Source organism: Azohydromonas aeria (assembly GCF_009760915.1).
GTDB classification, from domain to species: domain Bacteria; phylum Pseudomonadota; class Gammaproteobacteria; order Burkholderiales; family Burkholderiaceae_C; genus Azohydromonas; species Azohydromonas aeria.
In genome coordinates this window covers 99,577-118,956 of record NZ_VIDQ01000003.1, presented here as the reverse complement: position 1 = coordinate 118,956, position 19,380 = coordinate 99,577, and the positions used below count along the sequence as shown (strand labels likewise).

The window sequence follows — 19,380 nt, the reverse complement described above, 5'->3', positions numbered from 1 at the left end:
AGCCCATGTCCCTTGAAGACGGCTGGTGGCGCGGCCCCGGCCTGGATGCCCTGCTCGCCGGCACCGCCGCGCTGGAACGGGGCCTGCTGAGCGGGCTGCACGCGCTGGGCCTGGCGCCGCTGGTCCATGGCCAGCCGGCCTGGCCGTTCGACGTGCGGGTGTCGCAGGCGATGCTCACGCTCGACGCGAGCCACGCGCGGCAGCTCGGCCTCGTGCTGGCATTGCTCGTGGCCGGGCTGCTGGCCGGGTTGCTCGCGGCGCTGCTGCGCTGGCCGTTGCACGCGCATCGGGCCTCGGCGTCATGCCTGGGACTTGCCGCGGCGAGCCTGGCCGGCGCGGCCTGGTCGTGGCCTGCGTCCACGCTGCTGTGGGCGCCGGCGGTGCCGACGAGCTTCCACAGCCTGCCGGCACAGGCGCAGGCGCTGGGCGCGCTGCAGGGCCGGCGCCTTTATGAGCAGCACTGCGCCGGCTGCCACGGCGCGAACGGCGACGGCGACGGGCCGCTGGCGGCCCAGGGCCCGCGCTGGCCGCCCACCTTCAACCGCAGCCTGCTGTGGCGGCGCAGCGACGGCGAGCTGTTCTGGCACGTGCGCCACGGCATGCGCGACGGCGAGGGCCGGCCCACCATGCCCGCGCTACCCGGCAGCCTGCCCGACGACGCGGCCTGGGCGCTGATCGCCTGGCTGCAGCTCCACACCGCCGGGCAGCAGCTGGCGCGCGCCGGCGAGTGGCAGCTGCCGCTGGCAGCCCCGGCGCTGGACGTGGATTGCGACGGCGCCGCGCCGCGCCGGTTGCGGGAGCTGCGCGGGCAGCGCCTGCGCATCGTGGCGCTGGCGCCCGGGCAGCCGGCGCTGCGCGAGGACCCGCGTTTCCAGACCGTCACGCTGTCCGCGGCACCACGTGTGCAATCGGAAGGGTGTCGGGCCGTCTCGGAGGCAGGCTGGCAGGCCTACGCGCTGGCGGCCGGCGTGGCGTCCGAAGCGCTGGCGGGCACCGAGTTCCTCGTCGATCGCGGCGGCTGGCTGCGCGCACGGCGCAGGCCGGACGACGCGCCCTGGAGCGACGCGATGCTGGTGTGCCGCGGCAGCGGCAGCGCGCCGATGCCCGCCCCGGGCGCCGACGGCCTGGACCGGCTGCTGGCGCGCATGGACGCGGAGCCGGTGCGGCCGGTACGCGGCGGGCGGTTGCACTGATTCCGCTCAGCCCCTGGCGAGGGAGGTCGCTGGGCCGTGCGCAGGTGTTCATTCCTGGCGCCATGTCCGGTCAGGAAGCCTGGCGGCAGCGTGCAAACCCGCACGCACCGGTCACGCTGCCTGTCCCTGGAATCCGCCCTCTTCGTCATCGCCCTGGGCGCTGCGCGGACCCGGTGCCTTCGGGCGCGCTGATGGACCAGCCGACGCGGCGGATCGGCTCAATGGTTGCCAATGCAACCCTTATCCAGCGAACCGCAGCATGAACCTGGCAGGCGTTCATGCCTTGTGCGCATGCGAATCTGCGCAATGCTTCGTTCCGGCCCCTTGCCGCCACCGTTACGGTTAGGGGCATGAACACCCGTCAAGTCACCCTCGTCATCGGCAACGTCAGCAACCGCTCGCGCACCAAGGCGCTGGCGCAGGCCATTGCCGACGCGCTGGCCGAGCGCCTGCCCATCCAGCTGCGCGTGCTCGAAATCCACCAGCTCGCGCCGTCCATCGGCGTGGGCACGCTCACTCAGGAGCTGCCGCCGGCCGGCCGTGCCGCCGTTCAGGCCATCGAGAACGCCGACCTCGTCATTGCCGTTACGCCGGTCTACAAGGGCTCGTACAGCGGGCTGTTCAAGCACCTGTTCGACCTGGTGCATCCCGAGGCGCTGGTGGACCGCCCGGTGCTGCTGGCGGCCAACGGCGGCAGCCCGCGCCACGCACTGGTGGTGGACCACCAGTTGCGCCCCCTGTTCGCCTTCTTCCGCGCGCTGACCGTGCCCTCGGCCGTGTACGCCTGCGAGAGCGACTTCGACGGCTACACGGTAGGCAGCGAGGCGCTGCGCGAGCGCATCGCCGAGGCCGCGGACCAGGCGGCGCGGCTGCTGCTGGCGCGGCACGAGGAAGCCGCCCCGCTGCGCGCGGCGGCCTGACCCGGCACCGCACCGAACCTGCCGCGGCCCGCCAGCGTCCTGGGCGGACGGCCGCGCGGCCGATCCATGCGCGGCGCACCTCGACGGGCCGTCAACCGAGAGAGTCGGCCCAGATGTTCCTTGCCCAGCTCCACGCGTGGACGCCTTCGAGCTCCGTCGGTCCCGGACTCAGCCCCCCGGCTCCAGCGACCGCCTTGAACGTCTTCTCGGCGGCCACGTACTCGTGCACGCTGGCCACGTGCACCACCTGGCGGTCGTCCACGAAGCTGTAGCAGGTGTTGGTGAGCATCGGCGCCGGGTTCACCTCCCAGCCCGCGAGCCGGGCGACGATCGCCGCGGCGGCCACCTTGGCATGGCTGTTGGCCATGTGCGCGCTCTTGGGCATCAGCGGCGCGAGCATGATCGAGTCGCCCACCACGTGCACGTCGGGCGCCACCGTGGACTCGAAGGTCTGGTAATCGACACCGCACCAGCGCCGGTCGGCCAGGTTGTTCAGGCCCGCCTGCACGGCGATCGCGCCGGCGCGCATGGGCGGCAGCACGTTGAGCACCTGGGCCTTGAGATCCTCCTGCACCTCGAACTTCAGCAGGCCGGCGCGCGCGTCGATGGCGGTCGTCTTGTGCTGTGGCCGGTACTCGATGATCCCGGGATAGAGGTCGCTCCAGACCTTCTTGAAGAGCGCGCCCTTGGACGTCACGTCCCCATTGGCATCGAGCACGATCACCTTGCTGCGTGGCTTGGCGTTCTTGAAATACCACGCGACCTGGCACGCACGTTCGTAAGGTCCCGGCGGGCACCGGTACGGCGCCTCCGGGATGGCCAGCGCGTAGACGCCACCGTCGGGCATGGCCTCCAGCTGCCGGCGCAGGGCTGCGGTTTCGGCGCCGGCCTTCCACGCGTGCAGCGCCGCCCCGGAAGCGTGGGCGGCCTGCAGGCCTTCGATCCGGTCGGACATCAGCTCGACACCCGGCGCGACCACCAGCTTGTCGTAGCCGATGGTGACGCCGCCGCTCAGGGTGACGACCTTGCGCTGGGTGTCGATCGAACGCGCGGCATCCTTCACGACGGTCACGCCCTGGCGGCGCAGGCCGCTGTACGGAACGGTGATGTCGGCCAGCTGCCGGCTGCCGCCGAGCACCAGGTTCGATATCGGGCAGGACACGAAGGCCTCGTTCGGCTCGACCAGCACCACGTCGATGCGGTGATCCGACAGCAGCCGCACGTACTTGGCGGCGGTGGCGCCCCCATACCCGCCGCCCACGACGACGACACGTGCCTTCGTGGGCACGGAAGGGGTGGCGCAGGCGGAAAGACCGAGCACGCCCACGGCGGATGCACCCTGGAGGAAATGACGACGCTGCATGGCGATGTTCCTCAACGGGGCTGGGCCGCGAAGTAGGCGGCAATCTGCTCGAGCTGCGCGTCGCTGTAGCCCTTGGCCAGCTGGTGCATGATCGTCGCGGGCCGGCTGCCCGCCTTGAACGCCTGCAGCTGCGCCAGGAGCTCTTCGCGAGGCACGCCCGCCAGGGGCGGCATGCTGGTGCCCGGCACGGCACGGCCCTGGGTGCCGTGGCAGTTCGCGCAGGTCGCGGCCAGGCTGCCGACATGCAGGCGTTCGGCAGTCTGGGCAAGCCCCGCGGCGGGCCAGGCGCATGCCAGCGCCAGCGCCGTCCAGAGTTTTCTCATGGCTCCTCCTTCGTGAATGGTCGCAGCACTCTACGGTTCGCTTGCGACCCTCTCAATCCCGGCCGGCGTCATATGCTTATGAGAATTCGGCTGCGCAACGCCTGTATATCCCTCATGGTGCAACCGCAACCGGATGGCCAGCAGCGCCCCGGCCACGATCCCGGCGGTGGCGAGCAGCGCACCCACGGACAGCAGGGCCAGCCCCGTGACGCCGTTGCCCAGGGTGCAACCCAGCGCCGTGATGCCGCCGAAGCCCATGAGCAGGCCGCCCGCGAGATGCAGCGCCAGTTCGCGCGCGTCGGTGAAGCCCTGCAGCCGGCACTCGCGCCGCATGCTTGCCGAAGCGAAGCTGCCGAGCAGCACGCCCACGCCCAGCGTCACGCCGAAAGTGGCCACCGTGCCGCGGTCGGTCCACAGCGTCAGCAGATCCAGCCCGTGCGCGAGCGGGGCGACGAAGCTCAGCCCTTCCGGACGGTTCGACTGCGTGCCCACCCAGCCCGGCTCCAGGGTCTGCGGGTGCTCCGCGACGAAACCAAGTTGCCCGGTCAACAGGAACGCCGCGGCCACCAGCATGCCCACCGCGACGCCCCCGATCCAGTGCGAAGCCGCGATGGCGGCGCGCCGCCGCCAGCCCCATCCGAGCACGATGGCGACCAGCGCGGCCACGGCGACGAAGCGCACCAGCCCGGGGTCGCCACCCGCGCGCCCGGCCAGGGAGCCGAGGTCCTGCGGCCCAGCCAGCGCCAGCGCCGCGGCGTCGAGCGTGTTGGCGCGCCACGGCGCAAACACGCCGCGCAACGTCATGAGGGCCGCCACCGCGGTCACCAGCAGCGTCACCAGTGCGCGCAGGTCGCCCGAACCCGTCTTCACGAGATTGCGCTGCGGGCAGCCGCCGCCGAGCATCATCCCGAAGCCGAACAGCAGCCCGCCGACGGCGCAAGACAGCCAGGGAAGCCGCTGGCTCCAGGCCAGGGTGCGGCTGGCATCGAAGGCGCCGAGCGCGATCAAGGACTGGACGCACGCGGCAGCCACCGCGACGGCGAGCAGCCAGGCCAGCAACCGGCCCGGGCGGCGTGCCCCCGCCCAGTCCGCGATCGCGCCGCGCACGCAAAAGCGCGTGGACTGGCCCACGGCACCGAGCAGCAGTCCCAGCAGGAATCCCCCCCAGACCACCCAGCGGGCGAGGACGTCGATATCGGCGTCGGCGTTCATGGATGAACAAGGCAATGGCAGGCGGACGATGATCGCACGGGGTCCGACCCCTTGATGGAAAATGAACGCATGCAACACCGCCGTCGTTTCCTCGGGACGTCCTTGAGTTGGTTGGCCATGGGTCCCATGGTCGGGTCGCTTTCTTCCCGGGTGCATGCAGCCGGTAGAAGCGGTTTCGACGCGCGCACCGCCGCGGAGGCGGTGCGCGCGTTCGGCGGCTCCCCGCCCGTGGAGAGCCGCGAGGTCACGATCCAGGGCCCGGAGATCGCCGAGGACGGCGCCGCCGTGTCGCTGTCGCTGGCCTCCACGCTGGCCGACGTGCGCCAACTGCTGTTGCTGGTGGAGCGCAATCCGACGCTGCTGGTCAGCCGCTTCGAGGTGAGCGATGGCGTCGAGCCGGCCTTCGCGCTGAAGGTGAAGATGAGCGAGACCTCCGGCGTGGCCGCCGTGGCGATCACGCAGGACGGCCGGTCGTTCATCGCTCGCCGCGAGGTCAAGGTCACCCTCGGCGGCTGCCTCGGGTCCGGCGGCACCGCCACCACGGCCACGCCGGCTTCCGAGCCGAGCCGCATCCGGGCCCAGGCAAGGGCGTCCGGGGCCTTGGTGCGGGTGCTGATGACGCACGACATGGAAAGCGGCCAGCGCCGCGATGGCGCCGGCAAGCTGGTGCCGGCGTGGCACATCACGGACGTCGGCGCCACGCTGAACGGCCGCCCGGTGTTCGCCGCCCAATGGGGACCGGGCGTCTCGCGCAACCCGCTCCTCCAGTTCCAGCTCAAGGGTGCGAAGGCCGGTGACCGGCTGGCGATCACCTGGCGCGACAACCGCGGCGCGAGCCGAACGGACGAGACCTCCGTCGCTTGAGCGAAGCGCAGTGCCTGGCGCGGCGCTCCTGGCGGCCGCCCGCAGGACGCGCCGCCGAGCGGAGCCCCCGTGGGCACCGCTTCGAGAGCTGCCCTCAGCGCACCGCCCCCCAGCGCCGCACGGTCACCCGCTCCAGCGTCGCGAACACCAGGCTCTCGATGGCCAGCCCGATCACGATCACGCAGGCCAGGCCGGCGAAGACGCGGTCGGTGTAGAGCTCATTGCGGTTCTGGAAGACGTACCAGCCCAGCCCGCCCTGGCCCGAGGTGGCGCCGAAGACCAGCTCCGCCGCGATCAGCGTGCGCCAGGCGAAGGCCCAGCCGATGCGCAGCCCCGACAGGATCGCCGGCAGCGCCGCGGGAATCAGGATGTGCACCACCAGCCGCAGCCCCGTGAGCCCGTAGTTGCGCCCGGCCATGCGCAGCACCTCCGGCACGTTCTGGAAGCCCGCATGCGCGGCCAGCGCCAGCGGCCACAGCACCGCGTGCACCAGCACGAACAGCAGGCTGTTGCGCCCCAGCCCGAACCACAGCAGCGCCAGCGGCAGCAGCGCGATGGCCGGCAGCGGGTTGAACATGGCGGTGAGCGTGGACAGCAGGTCGCGCCCAAGCCGCGTGCCCGCGGCCAGCGCCGTGAGCGCGAAGGCGGCCACGATGCCCAGCACGTAGCCCTGCAGCAGCAGCGTCAGCGACACGCGTGCCTTGTCCAGCAGCTCGCCGTTGAGCAGCCCCTCGGCAAAGGCCGCGGCCGTGGCGGCGAAGGTGGGCAGCAGCAGCTCGTTGTCGGTCCAGCGCGCCAGCGCCTCCCACAGCAACGCCAGCAGCGCCAGGATCAGCGCGCGGCGCATGAAGGCGTTGTCACGCAGGCGCCGCGTCCACGGCAGCGTGCGCGCCACGGGCGCGGCGGTGAAAGGCTCCAGCGCGAACTCGGCTTCCGGGCGCACCGGCGCGTCAAGCGGCAGCGGCCGGGTATCGGTATCGGTGTCGGCAGCGATGCCGGTTGTGCCGGCAACCGGCGCGGCGCCGGAGCCGCCCGGGCGCGGCAGCGAAGGAAGTACGGCACTCATGCGGTGGCGGCCTCGGGTTGCGCGTCCTCGTCGAAGAGCAGGTGATGGATGCGCCGGGCCTGGGCCTGGAAGGCCTCGCCGCCGACGCTGGAGAGGTCGAACTCGTGCGCGTGCAGTTCGGCGCGCACGCGCCCCGGGTGCGGTGACAGCAGCACGATGCGGTGCCCCACCACCAGCGCCTCCTCGATCGAGTGCGTCACGAACACCAGCGCGCAGCGCACCTGCGCCCACAGCGCCAGCAGCTCCTGCTGCATGCGCCGGCGCGTGAGCGCGTCCAGCGCGGCGAAAGGCTCGTCCATGAGCAGGATGCGCGGCTGCATCGCCAGCGCGCGGGCGATGGCCACGCGCTGCTTCATGCCGCCGGAGAGCTCGTGCGGGTGCGCGTCGGCGAAGGCCGACAGGCCCACCTGCTCCAGCACGCGCAGCGCGCGCGCCTCGGCCTCGGCGCGGCCGGCGCGCTTCGAGGCCAGCAGCGGGAACATCACGTTTTGCCTGACCGTCTTCCAGGGCGGGAGCTGGTCGAACTCCTGGAACACCATCACGCGCTCCGGCCCGGGGCCGGCGATCTCGCGACCATCGAGCGTGATGCGGCCCTCGACCGGCCGCATGAAGCCACCGATGGCCTTGAGCAGCGAGGACTTGCCGCAGCCCGAGGGGCCGAGCAGCACCAGGCGCTCGCCGGCGTGCAGCTCGAAGCCGACGCGGTGCGTGGCGCGCACCACGCGCGCGCCGCTGGCGTACTCCAGGCTCACACCGTCCACCAGCAATTGGGGCGAAGGGGCTTGCATGCGAAGGCTCCTGCGCGCCGGGCTCAGTTCGCGCCCGCGTTGTGCGGGTCGTCAAAGAAGTAGTCGCGCGCGGACGCGGGCTTGTTCTTGATGGCGCCGACACGGTGCATGAACTCGGCCAGGGCGAAGGTGTTCTGCGGCGCGAGCTTGAACTGCACTTCCGGGCTCTTGACGATGCCCAGCACCAGCTGGCGGTCCACCTTGCTCTTGTTGACGCGCAGGAAAAGGTCGGCCGCGGCCTCGGGGTTGGCGGCGATCCACTGCGCGGCCTCGGCCAGCGCGGCGGTGAAGGCTCTATAGGTTCTCGGGTTCTCGCTGCGGAACTTCTCCGTCGTGTAGAGCACGGTGGCCGAGGCCGGGCCGCCGAGCACGTCGTAGCTCTTGAGCACCACGCGCGCGGCCGGGTTGGCGGCCAGCGTCTGTTCCTGGAACGGCGGGTTGCCGAAATGCGCCGTGATCTCGGTGCCTCCCTTGATCAGCGCGGCCGTGGCCTCGGGATGCGGCAGCGCGACGCTGATCCGGTCGAGCTTCGCGAACTGCGCGTCGCCCCAGGTCCTGGCCGCGGCCATCTGCAGGATGCGCGACTGCACCGACACGCCCACCGCCGGCAGCGCGATGCGGTCCTTGTCGCCGAAGTCGGCGATGGTTTTCACCGCCGGGTTGGTGCTGACGAGGTAGTAGGGAAAATTGCCCAGTGAGGCCACGCCGCGCACGTTCTGCTTGCCCAGCGTGCGGTCCCACAGCGTGAGCAGCGGGCCGACGCCGGCGGCGGCGACGTCGAGCGAGCCCGACAGCAGCGCGTCGTTCATGGCCGGGCCTCCGGAGAGCGTCACCTGCGACACCGTGATGTCCAGGCCCTGCGCCTTGCCATGCTTCTCGATGAGCTTCTGGTCCTTGGCGACGTCGAGCAGGAGGTAGACGATGCCGAACTGGTCGGCGATGCGGATCTGCCCTTCGGCGCGGGCGCCGGCGGTGCCCAGGGCCAGCAGGCCGGCCAGGCCCAGCGCGGCCAGGCGGTGGAATATCTTTGTCATGGGGGTTTCGACGGCGGAGATTGCAGGCAGGGTGGTTGCGGGCGCATCGGCCAGGCGTCAAGCCGGCACGTCGCCCTCGATGGTGGTGCGGTAGAGGCGCCGGCGCTGCCCGGCCGGGCAGCCGGCGGCCAGGTGCAGCACCGAGCGGTTGTCCCAGAACACCAGGTCGCCCGCGCGCCAGCGGTGCCGGTACACCAGCTCGGGCTGCGTGCCGTGGCGGAAGAGTTCGTCGAGCAGCGCGCGGCTCTCGTGGTCGGGCAGGCCGAGCACGCGGGTCGTGAAGTGCTCGCTGACGAAGAGCGCGGGGCGGCCGTTCTCGGGATGGGTGCGCACGACCGGGTGCACGGCCGGCGGCACCTCGGCGACCTGCTCCGGCGTGAGGTTGGGGCGCCAGGGGCTGCGCTGCTGCAGCTCGGCATAGCGCGCCAGGTACCAGTGCTCGGCGAAGCGCCCGGCCACGGCGTCCTTCAGCCGCGCGGGCAGCGTTTCATACGCCAGGTGCTGGTTGGCGAAGAGCGTGTCGCCGCCCTCGGCAGGCAGCTCCTGCGCGTGCAGGAACGAGCCCAGGCTGGGCCGCGGCTTGTAGGACAGGTCCGAATGCCAGAAGTGGCCGGCGTCGCCCAGGCCGATGGGCTGGCCGTTCTCGACGATGTTCGACACCACTAGCACCTCGGGATGCCCGGGCAGCGCGAACTGCTTGAGTACGTGACGCTGCAGCGGGCCGAAGCGCGCGCTCAGCGCCACCTGCTGCGCCGGTGTGAGCGCGTGCTGGTCGCGGATGACGAGCACGTGGTGGTCGAGGTGGGCGCGGTGCAGGCGTGCGAATCCCGCGTCGGACAAGGGCTGTGACAGGTCCAGCCCCAGCACTTCGGCGCCCAACGGGCCGGCAAGGGGACGGACTTCGAATGCTGATGACGATGACATGCAATGCAACGAGACGGCTGGGATGCGAGGCAGTCTAGGAAGCGCCTTCCGTGGACGGAACGAAGCATCCCGAATGTCGTTCGTTGCTTTGTGCAGTTGCGGCCGGCAGCGCCAGGGCCGCCCGGCGGCCGGTATGAGCTTCTGCCATTTCGTTCGTTATCCGCACCAGGCGGCGTCAATAGCATCACGGGACGCGGCCTGCACATGCCGTTGCCAACGCATCGGTCATCTCTGTCCAGCCTGCAGCCGAAGCCCCCTGCCTTCCTCACCAAGCCCGAAGAACCGCCATGAGACGCCGATCCCTTTTGCAAGGCGCTGCCGCGCTGGCCCTCCCCGCCACGCTGCGCGCGGCCGAGCCGCCGCGCGAGCTGCGCCTGGACTACGCTTACTACTCGCCCACCAGCCTGGTGCTGCGCCGCTTCGGCTGGCTGGAGGAGGCTTTCAAGGCCGACGGCACGGCGGTGCGCTGGGTCTTCAGCGCCGGCAGCAACCGCGCGCTGGAGTACCTGGCCGGCAACAGCGTGGACGTCGGCTCCAGCGCCGGCCTGGCCGCGCTGCTCGCGCGCGCCAACGGCAACCCGATCCGCGCGCCCTACATTTTTTCCCGGCCGGAATGGACAGCGCTGGTGGTGCGCCGCGACTCGCCGATCCGCACCCTGGCCGACCTGAAGGGCAGGAAGGTCGCGGCCACCAAGGGCACCGACCCGTACCTCTTCCTGCTGCGCGCGCTGCACACCGCGGGCCTCAAGCGCGGCGACATCGAGCACGTGGCGCTGCAGCATGCCGACGGGCGCACGGCGCTGGAGCAGGGGCGCGTCGATGCCTGGGCCGGGCTGGACCCGCTCATGGCCGCCAGCGAGCTCGACGCCGGCTCGCGGCTGCTCTACCGCAACGTGGCCTTCAATACCTACGGCTTCCTCAATGCGCGCGAGGAGTTCATCAACCGCCACCCGGAGACGCTGAAGAAGGTCATCGCGCAGTACGAGCGCGCGCGGCGCTGGGTGCAGGCCAACACCACCGGGGCGGCGCGCATCCTCTCCGAGGAGGCCAAGGTCAGCCTGGAGGTGGCGCTGCTGCAACTGAAGCTGCGCACGGACTTGAGCAACCCGCAGCCCGGCGCCGAGCACGTGCAGGCGCTCAGGGCGGCCGCGCCGATCCTGATCGACGAGCAGCTCGTCAGGCCGGGCACCGACGTGAATGCCGCCATCGCGGCGCTGGTGGACACGCAGTTCGCACGCGGCCTGGCCGGCGCGGCGGCCTGAAGCGATGTCGTCGCTCGACCCGGCCGTGCCGGCCGCGGCACCGCGCCTGGCGGCGGCCGATGCGCCGCGGCAAGACTCTCCCTCGTCGGCGGCGCGCTCCCGCCCACCGCGCTGGCTGGGCCTGCTGCTGCCGCTGGCGCTGCTGGCGGCGGTTGAAGCCGTGGTGCGTGCCGGCTGGATGCCGGCGCACCTGCTGCCGCCGCCCTCGGCCATCGTGCGCACGCTGGGCGAGCTGTTCGAGCGCGGCCTGGGCGCGCACCTGCTGGCCAGCACGCTGCGCGTGGCGGCGGGATTCGCGCTGGGCGCGGGCCTGGCCGTGCCGCTGGGCGCGCTGGTGGGGCTGTCGGCCCGGGCCGAGGCGCTGATCGACCCGGCCTTCCAGGCGCTGCGCGCGATCCCGTCGCTGGCCTGGGTGCCGCTGCTGCTGCTGTGGCTGGGCATCGACGAGGGGGCGAAGGTGGCGCTGATCGCCATCGGCGCCTTCTTCCCGGTCTACATGGGCGTGGCCTCGGGGCTGCGCGACGTGGACCGCAAGCTGATCGAGGTGGCGCGCATGTCGGGCCTTGGCGGCCCGGCGCTGGTGCGCCGCGTGCTGCTGCCCGCCGCCCTGCCCGCGGTGATGACGGGCCTGCGCAACGGCTTGAGCCTGGCCTGGATGTTCATGGTCGCCGCAGAGCTGATCGCCGCCACGCGCGGACTGGGCTACCTGCTCACCGACGGGCGCGAAACCGGCCGCGCCGACATCGTCCTCGCGGCCATCGTGCTGCTGGCGCTGCTGGGCAAGCTCAGCGACGGCGGCATGGCTGCGCTGGAGCGGCGCTGGCTGGCCTGGCGCGACACGCTGGAGACGCGGCGATGAGTGCTCCGCTGCTGGAGGTACAGGTGCACCGCAAGCGCCTGGGTGGCCGCGAGGTGCTGCGCGACCTGGCATTGAGCCTGCGCGAGGGCGAGATCGCCGCGCTGGTGGGCGCCAGCGGCTGCGGCAAAAGCACGCTGCTGCGCCTGGTGGCGGCGCTGGACCAGGACTTCGAGGGCACGGTGCGCCTGGATGGCCGCGCGGTGGCGGCGCCGTCCACGGCGATCCGCATCGTGTTCCAGGAGCCGCGCCTGTTCCCGTGGCTGAGCGTGGCGCAGAACATTGGCTTCGACGGCCGGGGCTCGGCCCAGGACCGGGCCCGCATCGAGACGCTGCTGGCCGAGGTCGGCTTGCCCGGACTGGGTGAGCGCCTGCCGCGCGACCTCTCGGGCGGGCAGGCGCAGCGCGTGGCGCTGGCGCGCGCCTTGTTCGTGCAGCCGCGCCTGCTGCTGCTGGACGAACCCTTCTCCGCCGTGGACGCCTTCACCCGCGTGAAGCTGCAGGCGCTGCTGCTGCGCCTGGTGCGGGCGCACCGCATCGGCGTGCTGCTGGTGACGCACGACATCGACGAGGCCGTGGCGCTGGGCGAGCGGGTGCTGGTGCTGCGCAGCGACCCCGGCCACGTCGCGGCCCAGGTCGAAGTGCCGGTCGAACACCCGCGCGACCGGGACGACCAGGCCTGCGCTGCCGCAGCGGCGGCAGTGCGCCGCGCGCTGCACGAGGTGCATGCCTTTTGAACCGTCGAATCTGGATCGGCATGAATATTGAAATGCAAATACCTTCGTTCATTCAAATGTGCCGTGGTGAATATATTGGCTCATTCACCCCGACCAAGCAATTCATCTCAACAGATCAAGAAGGCCGCGCGCCACCATGACCGAAATTACCATCGAACATGCGCTCACTGCAGGAGGGCTGGATGCTTTCCGGACCGTCGGCGATTTGAAGCAGCGTGCCGCAACCCTGTTGGCAGAAATACGGCAGGGAGCCGAGAAAAGGGAGCGCGAGCGCATTCTGCCGCACGAGCAGATCCGCCGCCTCGGCAGCGAGCGGCTGCTGACCTGGCGCATTCCGCGTTCCCAGGGCGGACCGGGTGCGACGGTGCGCGAGACGGTGCAATTCGTGATCGACGTGGCGGCCGCCGATTCCAACATCGCGCAGGCCTTGCGGCCGAGTTTCCTGTTCATCGAGAGCCTGCTGGCCGCTGGCGACGAATCCCTGCTGAAACGCTGGCTGCCGCGCTATTTGCGTGGCGACGTCTTCGGCAATGCCGGCTGGGAGATAGGCGGCGCCAACGGGGCCGTCAGTGCCACCATCGTGCGCGACGGCGATCATTACCGCGCCAGCGGCAGCAAGTATTACTCCACGGGCAGCCTGTACGCCGACTGGATCAGCGCGGTGGCGCTGGACGACGGCGGCCGGGAAATCCGCTTCATGCTGCCGCGCGAGCGGCCTGGCCTGGAATTGGTCGATGATTTCGACGCCATGGGCCAGCGCCTGACGGCCAGCGGCACGACAAACCTCGTGGACGTGCTGGTGCGCGAGGAGGACATCGTGCCCGCGCCGGCCAACCCGAGCGGAACCGCCAGCCGCTCCATCGTCCCGCCCTTCGCGCAATTGTTCCTGGCCGCGGTGGAGGCGGGCGTGGCGCGCAATGCGCTGGAAGATGCCGTCCATTTCGCCCGGCACCATGCCCGGCCCATCAAGCACAGCTCCGCCTCGCGCTCGGTGGACGACCCTTACGTTCGATTTTCGGTGGGACAGATTTCCGCCCTGGCCTATGCGGCCGAGGCTGTGGTGTTGCGGGCCGCGGACAGCATCGATGCCGCCTGGTCCGCGGGATTGGAGGACGATTCCATCGTGCGCGCCTCCATCGACGTGGCGCAGGCGCAATTCATTGCGGCGGAATCGGCGCTGCGCGCATCGGAATTGATATTCGACGTGGGCGGCGCCTCCACGACCGCGCGAAAGCACAATCTCGACCGACATTGGCGCAATGCCCGCACGGTGGCCAATCACAACCCGCGCCACTGGAAAGCCGCGGTGGTGGGGGCCTGGCACCTCGACGGCATCACGCCGCCGACCTCCGGGCTGTTCTGAGTTTCTCCCGGATGGCCATAGTCCAGTATTCCCATGCCTTTCAATGACGTGACGTTGCGCCATGCAGGCGACGAAGCCGTTGCCGCCCTTGCCCAGGAACTGGCGGCGGAAATTGCCGGCACGGCGGCAGCCTTCGATGCTTCCGGCGAATTTCCCTTTCAGCATTTTGACCTCCTGCGCCGGCGCGGGGCATTCAGTTTGATGATCCCGCGCAGCCTTGGCGGCCAGGGGCTGACGCTCTATCAGTTGCTGCTGTTCCAGGAGCGCCTGGCGCAGGGCAGCGGCGCCACCGCGCTGGCGCTGGGATGGCATTTGATGGCTTTCGGCTATTTGAGCTTCGAGCTGCAGTGGCCCCGGCCGGTATTCGAGAAACTGTGCCGGGACGTGGTCGAGCAGGGGCATTTGATCAACATATTGATCACCGAGCGCGATGCCGGAAACCTGCTGCGCGGCGCGCAGCCCACCACCACGGCGCGGCGCACGGCCGAGGGTTACTTGATCCGGGGCCGCAAGGCGTTCTGCTCCGCGGCGCCGGCCCTGGACCAGATGGTCATTTATGCCTTCATCGAGGAGGAAGACCGCACCGCGGAATTTCTGGTGCCCCGGTCCGCACGGGTGCGCGTGATCGAGAACTGGAACAGCCTGGGCATGCGTGCCACGGCCAGCCACGACATCGAGTTCGACGACGTGCTGGTGCCGCTCGAAGCCCGGCTCAATGATTTCATTCCGGGAAAGTCCGGCAGTTTCACGACGGGCAGCCGTGCCTTCGGCCTGCAGATCGCGGCGGTCTATCTCGGCATCGCCACGGCGGCGCGCGATTTCATCCTGGCTTTTGCCAACGGCCGCCATTCGGCCAGCCTGGGCGGCAGCATTCTCGATGCGCCGCAGGTGCAGTTGAAACTCGGCGAAATTGAGCTGCTGCTGGGAGCGAGCAAAGCCCTGCTGTATGGATTGGCCGAGCGCTGGGAGCGTTATGCCGACATTCGGCACCGGCTGGCCGACGAGGTGGCCATTACCAAAACCACGGTCACGCAGAATGCCGCGCGCATCGTCGAATTGGCCATGGGCATTGCCGGCGGGCATGCCTTGTCGAAGGAATACCCGCTGGAGCGCTATCTTCGGGACGTGCAGTGCGGGCTGTACAACCCCCCGCAAAACGACATGGTGGTTGCCAACCTGGCGCGGCAGGCGACGCAGCGCCAGCGCGCGCCGGCTGCCGCCAGTACCGTCGCGCCCGATACCGGAATTGCAATTCCGGAGTCGCCCGCCATCCGGGCTGAAACCCTTGGAATCGCCGAGCCCGTGACGCCCTGAGTTTCTGAGATTTCAGCATTCGCTCCACCGAACAGACATTTTCCATGCCGAATCGACCCATCATCCTCAACGCGTTCAATGAAAATTGCGTGGGCCATATCAACCATGGCTTGTGGACGCATCCGCGTGACCGCAGCGGCGAATACAACACGCTGGAGTTCTGGACCGGCATGGCGCGCACGCTGGAGCGCGGGCTGTTCGACGGCATTTTCATTGCCGATGTGCTGGGCGCGTACGACCTGTACGACGGCGGGCTGGACCTGACGCTGCGCGAAGCGGTGCAATTGCCCATCAACGACCCGATGCTGCTGGTGTCGGCCATGGCGGCGGCGACTTCGCACCTGGGTTTCGGCGTGACGGTCAACGCGCTGTCCGAGCACCCGTACCTGCTGGCGCGGCGCTTCTCGACGCTGGACCAGCTCACGCGCGGCCGCTTCGGCTGGAACGTGGTCACGGGCTACCTGGACAGCGCGGCGCGAGCCATCGGCCTGGACAACCAGATCGTGCACGACGAGCGCTACGACCGGGCCGACGAGGCGCTGGACGTCATCTACCAGCTGCTCGAAGGCAGCTGGGAGGACGGCGCGGTGCGCCGCGACAAGGCGGCGCGCGTGTTCACCGACCCGTCGAAGGTGCACCCGATCCGCCACCACGGCCGCTGGTACGACGTGGAGGGCGTGCACCTGAGCGAGCCCTCGCCGCAGCGCACGCCCGTGCTGTACCAGGCGGGCACCTCGGGGCGCGGGCAGCGCTTCGCCGCCCGGCATGCCGAGGCCATCTTCATTGCCGGCAGCGACAAGGGCGTGGTGCGGCGCACGGTGCAGGCGCTGCGCAGCGCGGCACAGGAGGCCGGGCGCCGGCCGGAGGACGTGAAGATCGTGCTGGCCATCACCGTGGTGCCCGGCCGCACCGCCGCGGAAGCGCGCGACCGGCACGACGAGTACGCCCGCTATGCCAGCCCCGAGGCTGGGCTGGCCCACTTCTCGGCCAGCGTGGGCGTGGACCTCTCGCGCTACGGGCTGGACGACCCGATCCGGCTGGAGGGTACGAACGCGATCCAGTCCGCCGCCAAGGCCATCGAGCACCTGGGCGGTACGCGCCGCAAGCTGCTGGAGCACTTCCGCCTGGGTGGCCGCTACCCGGCCATCGTCGGCGATGCCTCCCAGGTAGCCGACGCGCTGCAGTCCTGGGTGGAAGACACCGGCATCGACGGCTTCAACCTGGCGCGCACGGTGGTGCCCGAAAGCTTCGAGGACTTCGTGGACATCGTCGTGCCCGCGCTGCAGGACCGGGGCCTGCACAAGACCGCCTACGCACCGGGGACGCTGCGCCAGAAGCTTTTCGGCGCGGGCGACCGCCTGCCCGAGCGCCACGCCGCCGCGCGCTTCCGGCGCGCAGGCTGACCCTCCCCACCACCGCTTACCGACCGATTTCCCCACTTGAAAGCACACCAATGAAACCCTCCCGACTCCTCCTCTCCTTCCTGGCCGGCTTCTTCGTCTGGGGCGCCGCGCAGGCACAAACGCTCAAGGTCGGCGCCTCCGCCGGCGTGCATGCCGACACCATGGAGGCCGCAGCGCGCGAGGCGCGCAAGCAGGGCCTGGACGTGAAGGTGATCGAGTTCACCGACTGGACCACGCCCAACACCGCGCTCCAGGCCGGCGACCTGGACCTGAACTACTTCCAGCACCAGGCCTTCCTGGACAATGCCGTCAAGGAGCGTGGCTACAAGTTCGCCGTCGCCGGCATCGGCGTGCTGCCCAACATCGGCCTGTTCTCCTACCGCATCAAGAAGTTCGACGAGCTCAAGGACGGCGCCAAGGTCGCCGTGGCCAGCGATCCGGTGAACCAGGGCCGGGGCCTGTCGCTGCTGGAGAAGGCCGGCCTCATCAAGCTGCGCGACGGCGTGGGCGTTCGCGGCACGGTCAACGACATCGTCGCCAATCCGAAGAAGCTCAAGCTGGTCGAGGTGGAGGGGCCGCAGCTGGTGCGCGCCATCGACGACGTGGACCTGGCGCAGGGCATTCCCGCGCATTTCGTCAGCGCCGGCAAGCCGCAGGTGGCGGGATCGGGGCTGCTCTACACCGGCGTGGCCGACCAGGTCTTCGCCATCCGCTTCGTGACCCGGCAGGACAACGCCAACGACCCGCGCATCGGCAAGTTCGTGAAGATCTTCCAGGAGTCCAGGGCGGTGCGCAACGAGGTCCACAGGCTCTTCGGCAACGACGCGAAGCTGTACTCGCTGCCGTGGCTGAACCAGTGAGCCGCGCCATGACAGCCAAGCAATGGACGCTGGCGCCGTGGTCCCGCTTCATGCCCGGATCGGCGGGCACCGGGGCGCGTAACGCGCGGCCGGAATCCGGCGCGAAGGCGCCGGAGGCGGCTGCCCATGACGGCGCGGCCATGGCCCAACATGCCGCGGGCTCAGTGCGCTTCGAAGCGTTGAGCAAAACCTACGAATCCGCCGCCGGCCCGGTGCAGGCGCTGGCGGACATCACGCTGGACATCCCGGCCGGGCGCATCGTCGGGATCATCGGGCGCAGCGGTGCGGGCAAGTCGAGCCTGCTGCGCACCATCAACCGGCTGGAGCAACCCACGCAGGGCCGGGTGCTGATCGACGGGCAGGACATCGCCGCGCTGGGCGAGGACGATCTCGTGCGCCTGCGCCGCCGCATCGGGATGATCTTCCAGCATTTCAACCTGCTGTCGGCCAAGACGGTGTTCGACAACGTCGCGCTGCCGCTGCGCGTGGCCGGCGCACAGCCCGGCTACGTCACTCGGCGCGTCACCGAGTTGCTGGAGCTGGTGGGTCTGGCCGACAAGCAGATGGCCTACCCGGGGCGGCTCTCGGGCGGGCAGAAGCAGCGCGTGGGCATCGCCCGCGCGCTGGCGCACGGCCCGGAGATCCTGTTGTGCGACGAGGCCACGTCGGCGCTGGATCCGGAAACCACGCAATCGATCCTGGCGCTGCTGCGCGACATCAACCGCCGCCTGGGCCTGACGGTGGTGCTGATCACGCACGAGATGGGCGTGATCCGCGAGATATGCGACGAGGTCGTGGTGCTGGAGCGTGGGCGCATCGCCGAGTCCGGCCCGGTGTGGAAGGTGTTCGGCGCGCCCGCGCACCCGGCCACGCGTGCGCTGCTGCGGCCGCTGGAGCAGGCGCTGCCGGCCGAGCTGCTGGAGAAGCTGCAGGCCCAGGCCCCAGCCGGCGTGCCGAGCCGGCGCGTGCTGGAGCTGGGCTTCACGGGCGAAGGCGGCATCGAGCCGGACCTGGCGCTCATCGCCGCCGCGCTGAACGCGCCGGTGCGGCTGCTGCACGGCGGCATCGACCGCATCCAGGGCCACGGGCATGGGCGCCTCGTCATCGCCACCGCGTCCGCGCTGCCTGCCGCCGAGCTGGCGGTGCGCGGCCTGTGCCACCACGCCACGGAGCTGGGACATGTCGCCGATCATGCTTGAGCGCCTCGTCGAGGCCTTCTTCGACACGCTGCTGATGGTCGGCACCTCGGCGCTGATCGCGCTGCTGGCGGGCATTCCGCTGGCGGTGCTGCTGGTGCTCACGGCGCCGGGTGGCGTGCTGCCGTGGCCGCGCTTCAACCGCGTGGCCGGCGCCATCGTCAACGCCTTCCGCGCCACGCCCTTCATCGTGCTGCTGGTGGCGCTGATCCCGCTGACGCGGCTGATCACGGGCACGACCATCGGCATCTGGGCCGCGGTGGTGCCGCTGTCCATCAGCGCCACGCCCTTCTTCGCGCGCATTGCCGAGGTCAGCCTGCGCGAGGTGGACGCGGGCCTGATCGAGGCGGCGCAGGCCATGGGCTGCCGGCGCTGGCACATCGTGCGCCACGTGCTGCTGCCCGAGGCGCTGCCTGGCATCGTGGGCGGGTTCACGATCACGGTGGTGTCGATGATTGGCGCCTCGGCCATGGCCGGTGCCGTGGGCGCGGGCGGGCTGGGCGACCTGGCCATCCGCTACGGCTACCAGCGCTTCGACACGACCGTGATGGCCGTGGTGCTGGTGGTGCTCGTCGCGTTGGTGAGCGCAGTGCAGCTCGCCGGCGACTGGTGGGTGCGGCGGTTGAAGGCACGCTGAGGGCGCGCTGAAGCCCGGGGCCGGGCCACATCGCCGGCCGGCTCATATGCAAGGGCGGAATGCGT

Annotated in this window: 19 protein-coding genes; 12 read left to right on the top strand and 7 right to left on the bottom strand. The window is 70.6% G+C overall.

Going from position 1 to position 19,380, the window contains the following annotated elements; translation table 11 throughout:
* The first annotated feature begins 5 nt into the window (after window positions 1-5).
* Together FJ694_RS03615 and msuE are read left to right on the top strand one after the other, a co-directional pair.
* Window positions 6-1,193: a c-type cytochrome gene (locus FJ694_RS03615; protein WP_157264362.1), complete on the top strand. Its 1,188-nt coding sequence runs from the start codon at window positions 6-8 to the stop codon at window positions 1,191-1,193.
* A 350-nt stretch (window positions 1,194-1,543) separates the two neighbouring features.
* Entirely contained in the window at window positions 1,544-2,113 is a 570-nt protein-coding gene (gene msuE / locus FJ694_RS03610; protein ID WP_157264361.1) for an FMN reductase, read from the top strand.
* A 91-nt stretch (window positions 2,114-2,204) separates the two neighbouring features.
* Here msuE and FJ694_RS03605 read toward each other — a convergent pair whose 3' ends face one another.
* Genes FJ694_RS03605 through FJ694_RS03595 form a run of 3 tightly spaced genes read right to left on the bottom strand, consistent with a single transcriptional unit; the run spans window position 2,205 to window position 5,011 of the window.
* A complete protein-coding gene (locus FJ694_RS03605; RefSeq protein ID WP_157264360.1) occupies window positions 2,205-3,476 on the bottom strand; it encodes an NAD(P)/FAD-dependent oxidoreductase in 1,272 nt (423 codons plus the stop codon).
* Between the two features lie 11 nt (window positions 3,477-3,487).
* On the bottom strand, window positions 3,488-3,799 hold the full coding sequence (locus FJ694_RS03600; RefSeq protein WP_157264359.1) for a c-type cytochrome: 312 nt from the start codon (window positions 3,797-3,799) through the stop codon (window positions 3,488-3,490).
* 30 nt (window positions 3,800-3,829) lie between these two features.
* Window positions 3,830-5,011: a YeeE/YedE family protein gene (locus FJ694_RS03595; protein ID WP_157264358.1), complete on the bottom strand. Its 1,182-nt coding sequence runs from the start codon at window positions 5,009-5,011 to the stop codon at window positions 3,830-3,832.
* Window positions 5,012-5,128: 117 nt separating this feature from the next.
* Between FJ694_RS03595 and soxZ the strand changes: the two genes are divergently transcribed.
* Window positions 5,129-5,875 (top strand): thiosulfate oxidation carrier complex protein SoxZ, encoded by a 747-nt coding sequence (soxZ, locus tag FJ694_RS37750; RefSeq protein ID WP_310735029.1) that lies wholly within the window; start codon window positions 5,129-5,131, stop codon window positions 5,873-5,875.
* Window positions 5,876-5,969: 94 nt separating this feature from the next.
* Here soxZ and FJ694_RS03585 read toward each other — a convergent pair whose 3' ends face one another.
* The 4 genes from FJ694_RS03585 to FJ694_RS03570 form a co-directional block, all read right to left on the bottom strand.
* Entirely contained in the window at window positions 5,970-6,818 is an 849-nt protein-coding gene (locus FJ694_RS03585) for an ABC transporter permease (RefSeq protein ID WP_375140195.1), read from the bottom strand.
* A gap of 119 nt (window positions 6,819-6,937) precedes the next feature.
* On the bottom strand, window positions 6,938-7,729 hold the full coding sequence (locus FJ694_RS03580) for an ABC transporter ATP-binding protein (protein ID WP_157264356.1): 792 nt from the start codon (window positions 7,727-7,729) through the stop codon (window positions 6,938-6,940).
* A gap of 23 nt (window positions 7,730-7,752) precedes the next feature.
* The gene (locus FJ694_RS03575) at window positions 7,753-8,763 is read right to left on the bottom strand and encodes an ABC transporter substrate-binding protein (protein WP_157264355.1); all 1,011 of its coding nucleotides are present in this window, start codon (window positions 8,761-8,763) and stop codon (window positions 7,753-7,755) included.
* Window positions 8,764-8,820: 57 nt separating this feature from the next.
* Window positions 8,821-9,687, bottom strand: coding sequence for a TauD/TfdA dioxygenase family protein (locus FJ694_RS03570; protein ID WP_157264354.1), 867 nt, complete (start codon window positions 9,685-9,687; stop codon window positions 8,821-8,823).
* Window positions 9,688-9,974: 287 nt separating this feature from the next.
* Between FJ694_RS03570 and FJ694_RS03565 the strand changes: the two genes are divergently transcribed.
* From FJ694_RS03565 to FJ694_RS03525, 9 genes are all read left to right on the top strand, one after another.
* Entirely contained in the window at window positions 9,975-10,949 is a 975-nt protein-coding gene (locus FJ694_RS03565; protein ID WP_157264353.1) for an aliphatic sulfonate ABC transporter substrate-binding protein, read from the top strand.
* Window positions 10,950-10,953: 4 nt separating this feature from the next.
* Window positions 10,954-11,808, top strand: a complete 855-nt coding sequence (locus FJ694_RS03560; protein ID WP_157264352.1) for an ABC transporter permease — start codon at window positions 10,954-10,956, stop codon at window positions 11,806-11,808.
* Entirely contained in the window at window positions 11,805-12,542 is a 738-nt protein-coding gene (locus tag FJ694_RS03555; RefSeq protein WP_157264351.1) for an ABC transporter ATP-binding protein, read from the top strand. Before FJ694_RS03560 ends, FJ694_RS03555 begins: the two co-directional genes overlap by 4 nt.
* A gap of 136 nt (window positions 12,543-12,678) precedes the next feature.
* Entirely contained in the window at window positions 12,679-13,905 is a 1,227-nt protein-coding gene (locus FJ694_RS03550) for an acyl-CoA dehydrogenase family protein (protein WP_157264350.1), read from the top strand.
* 33 nt (window positions 13,906-13,938) lie between these two features.
* Window positions 13,939-15,219, top strand: a complete 1,281-nt coding sequence (locus FJ694_RS03545) for an acyl-CoA dehydrogenase family protein (protein WP_157264349.1) — start codon at window positions 13,939-13,941, stop codon at window positions 15,217-15,219.
* A gap of 44 nt (window positions 15,220-15,263) precedes the next feature.
* Complete coding sequence (locus tag FJ694_RS03540; protein WP_157264348.1) at window positions 15,264-16,622, top strand: LLM class flavin-dependent oxidoreductase; 1,359 nt, start codon at window positions 15,264-15,266, stop codon at window positions 16,620-16,622.
* 50 nt (window positions 16,623-16,672) lie between these two features.
* Entirely contained in the window at window positions 16,673-17,482 is an 810-nt protein-coding gene (locus FJ694_RS03535; RefSeq protein WP_157264347.1) for a MetQ/NlpA family ABC transporter substrate-binding protein, read from the top strand.
* 8 nt (window positions 17,483-17,490) lie between these two features.
* Window positions 17,491-18,681 carry a methionine ABC transporter ATP-binding protein gene (locus FJ694_RS03530; protein WP_375140192.1) on the top strand — a complete coding sequence of 397 codons (1,191 nt, stop codon included), beginning with the start codon at window positions 17,491-17,493 and terminating at the stop codon, window positions 18,679-18,681.
* A complete protein-coding gene (locus tag FJ694_RS03525; RefSeq protein WP_157264346.1) occupies window positions 18,662-19,315 on the top strand; it encodes a methionine ABC transporter permease in 654 nt (217 codons plus the stop codon). The genes FJ694_RS03530 and FJ694_RS03525 overlap by 20 nt, the downstream gene beginning before the upstream one ends.
* Window positions 19,316-19,380 lie beyond the last annotated feature (65 nt).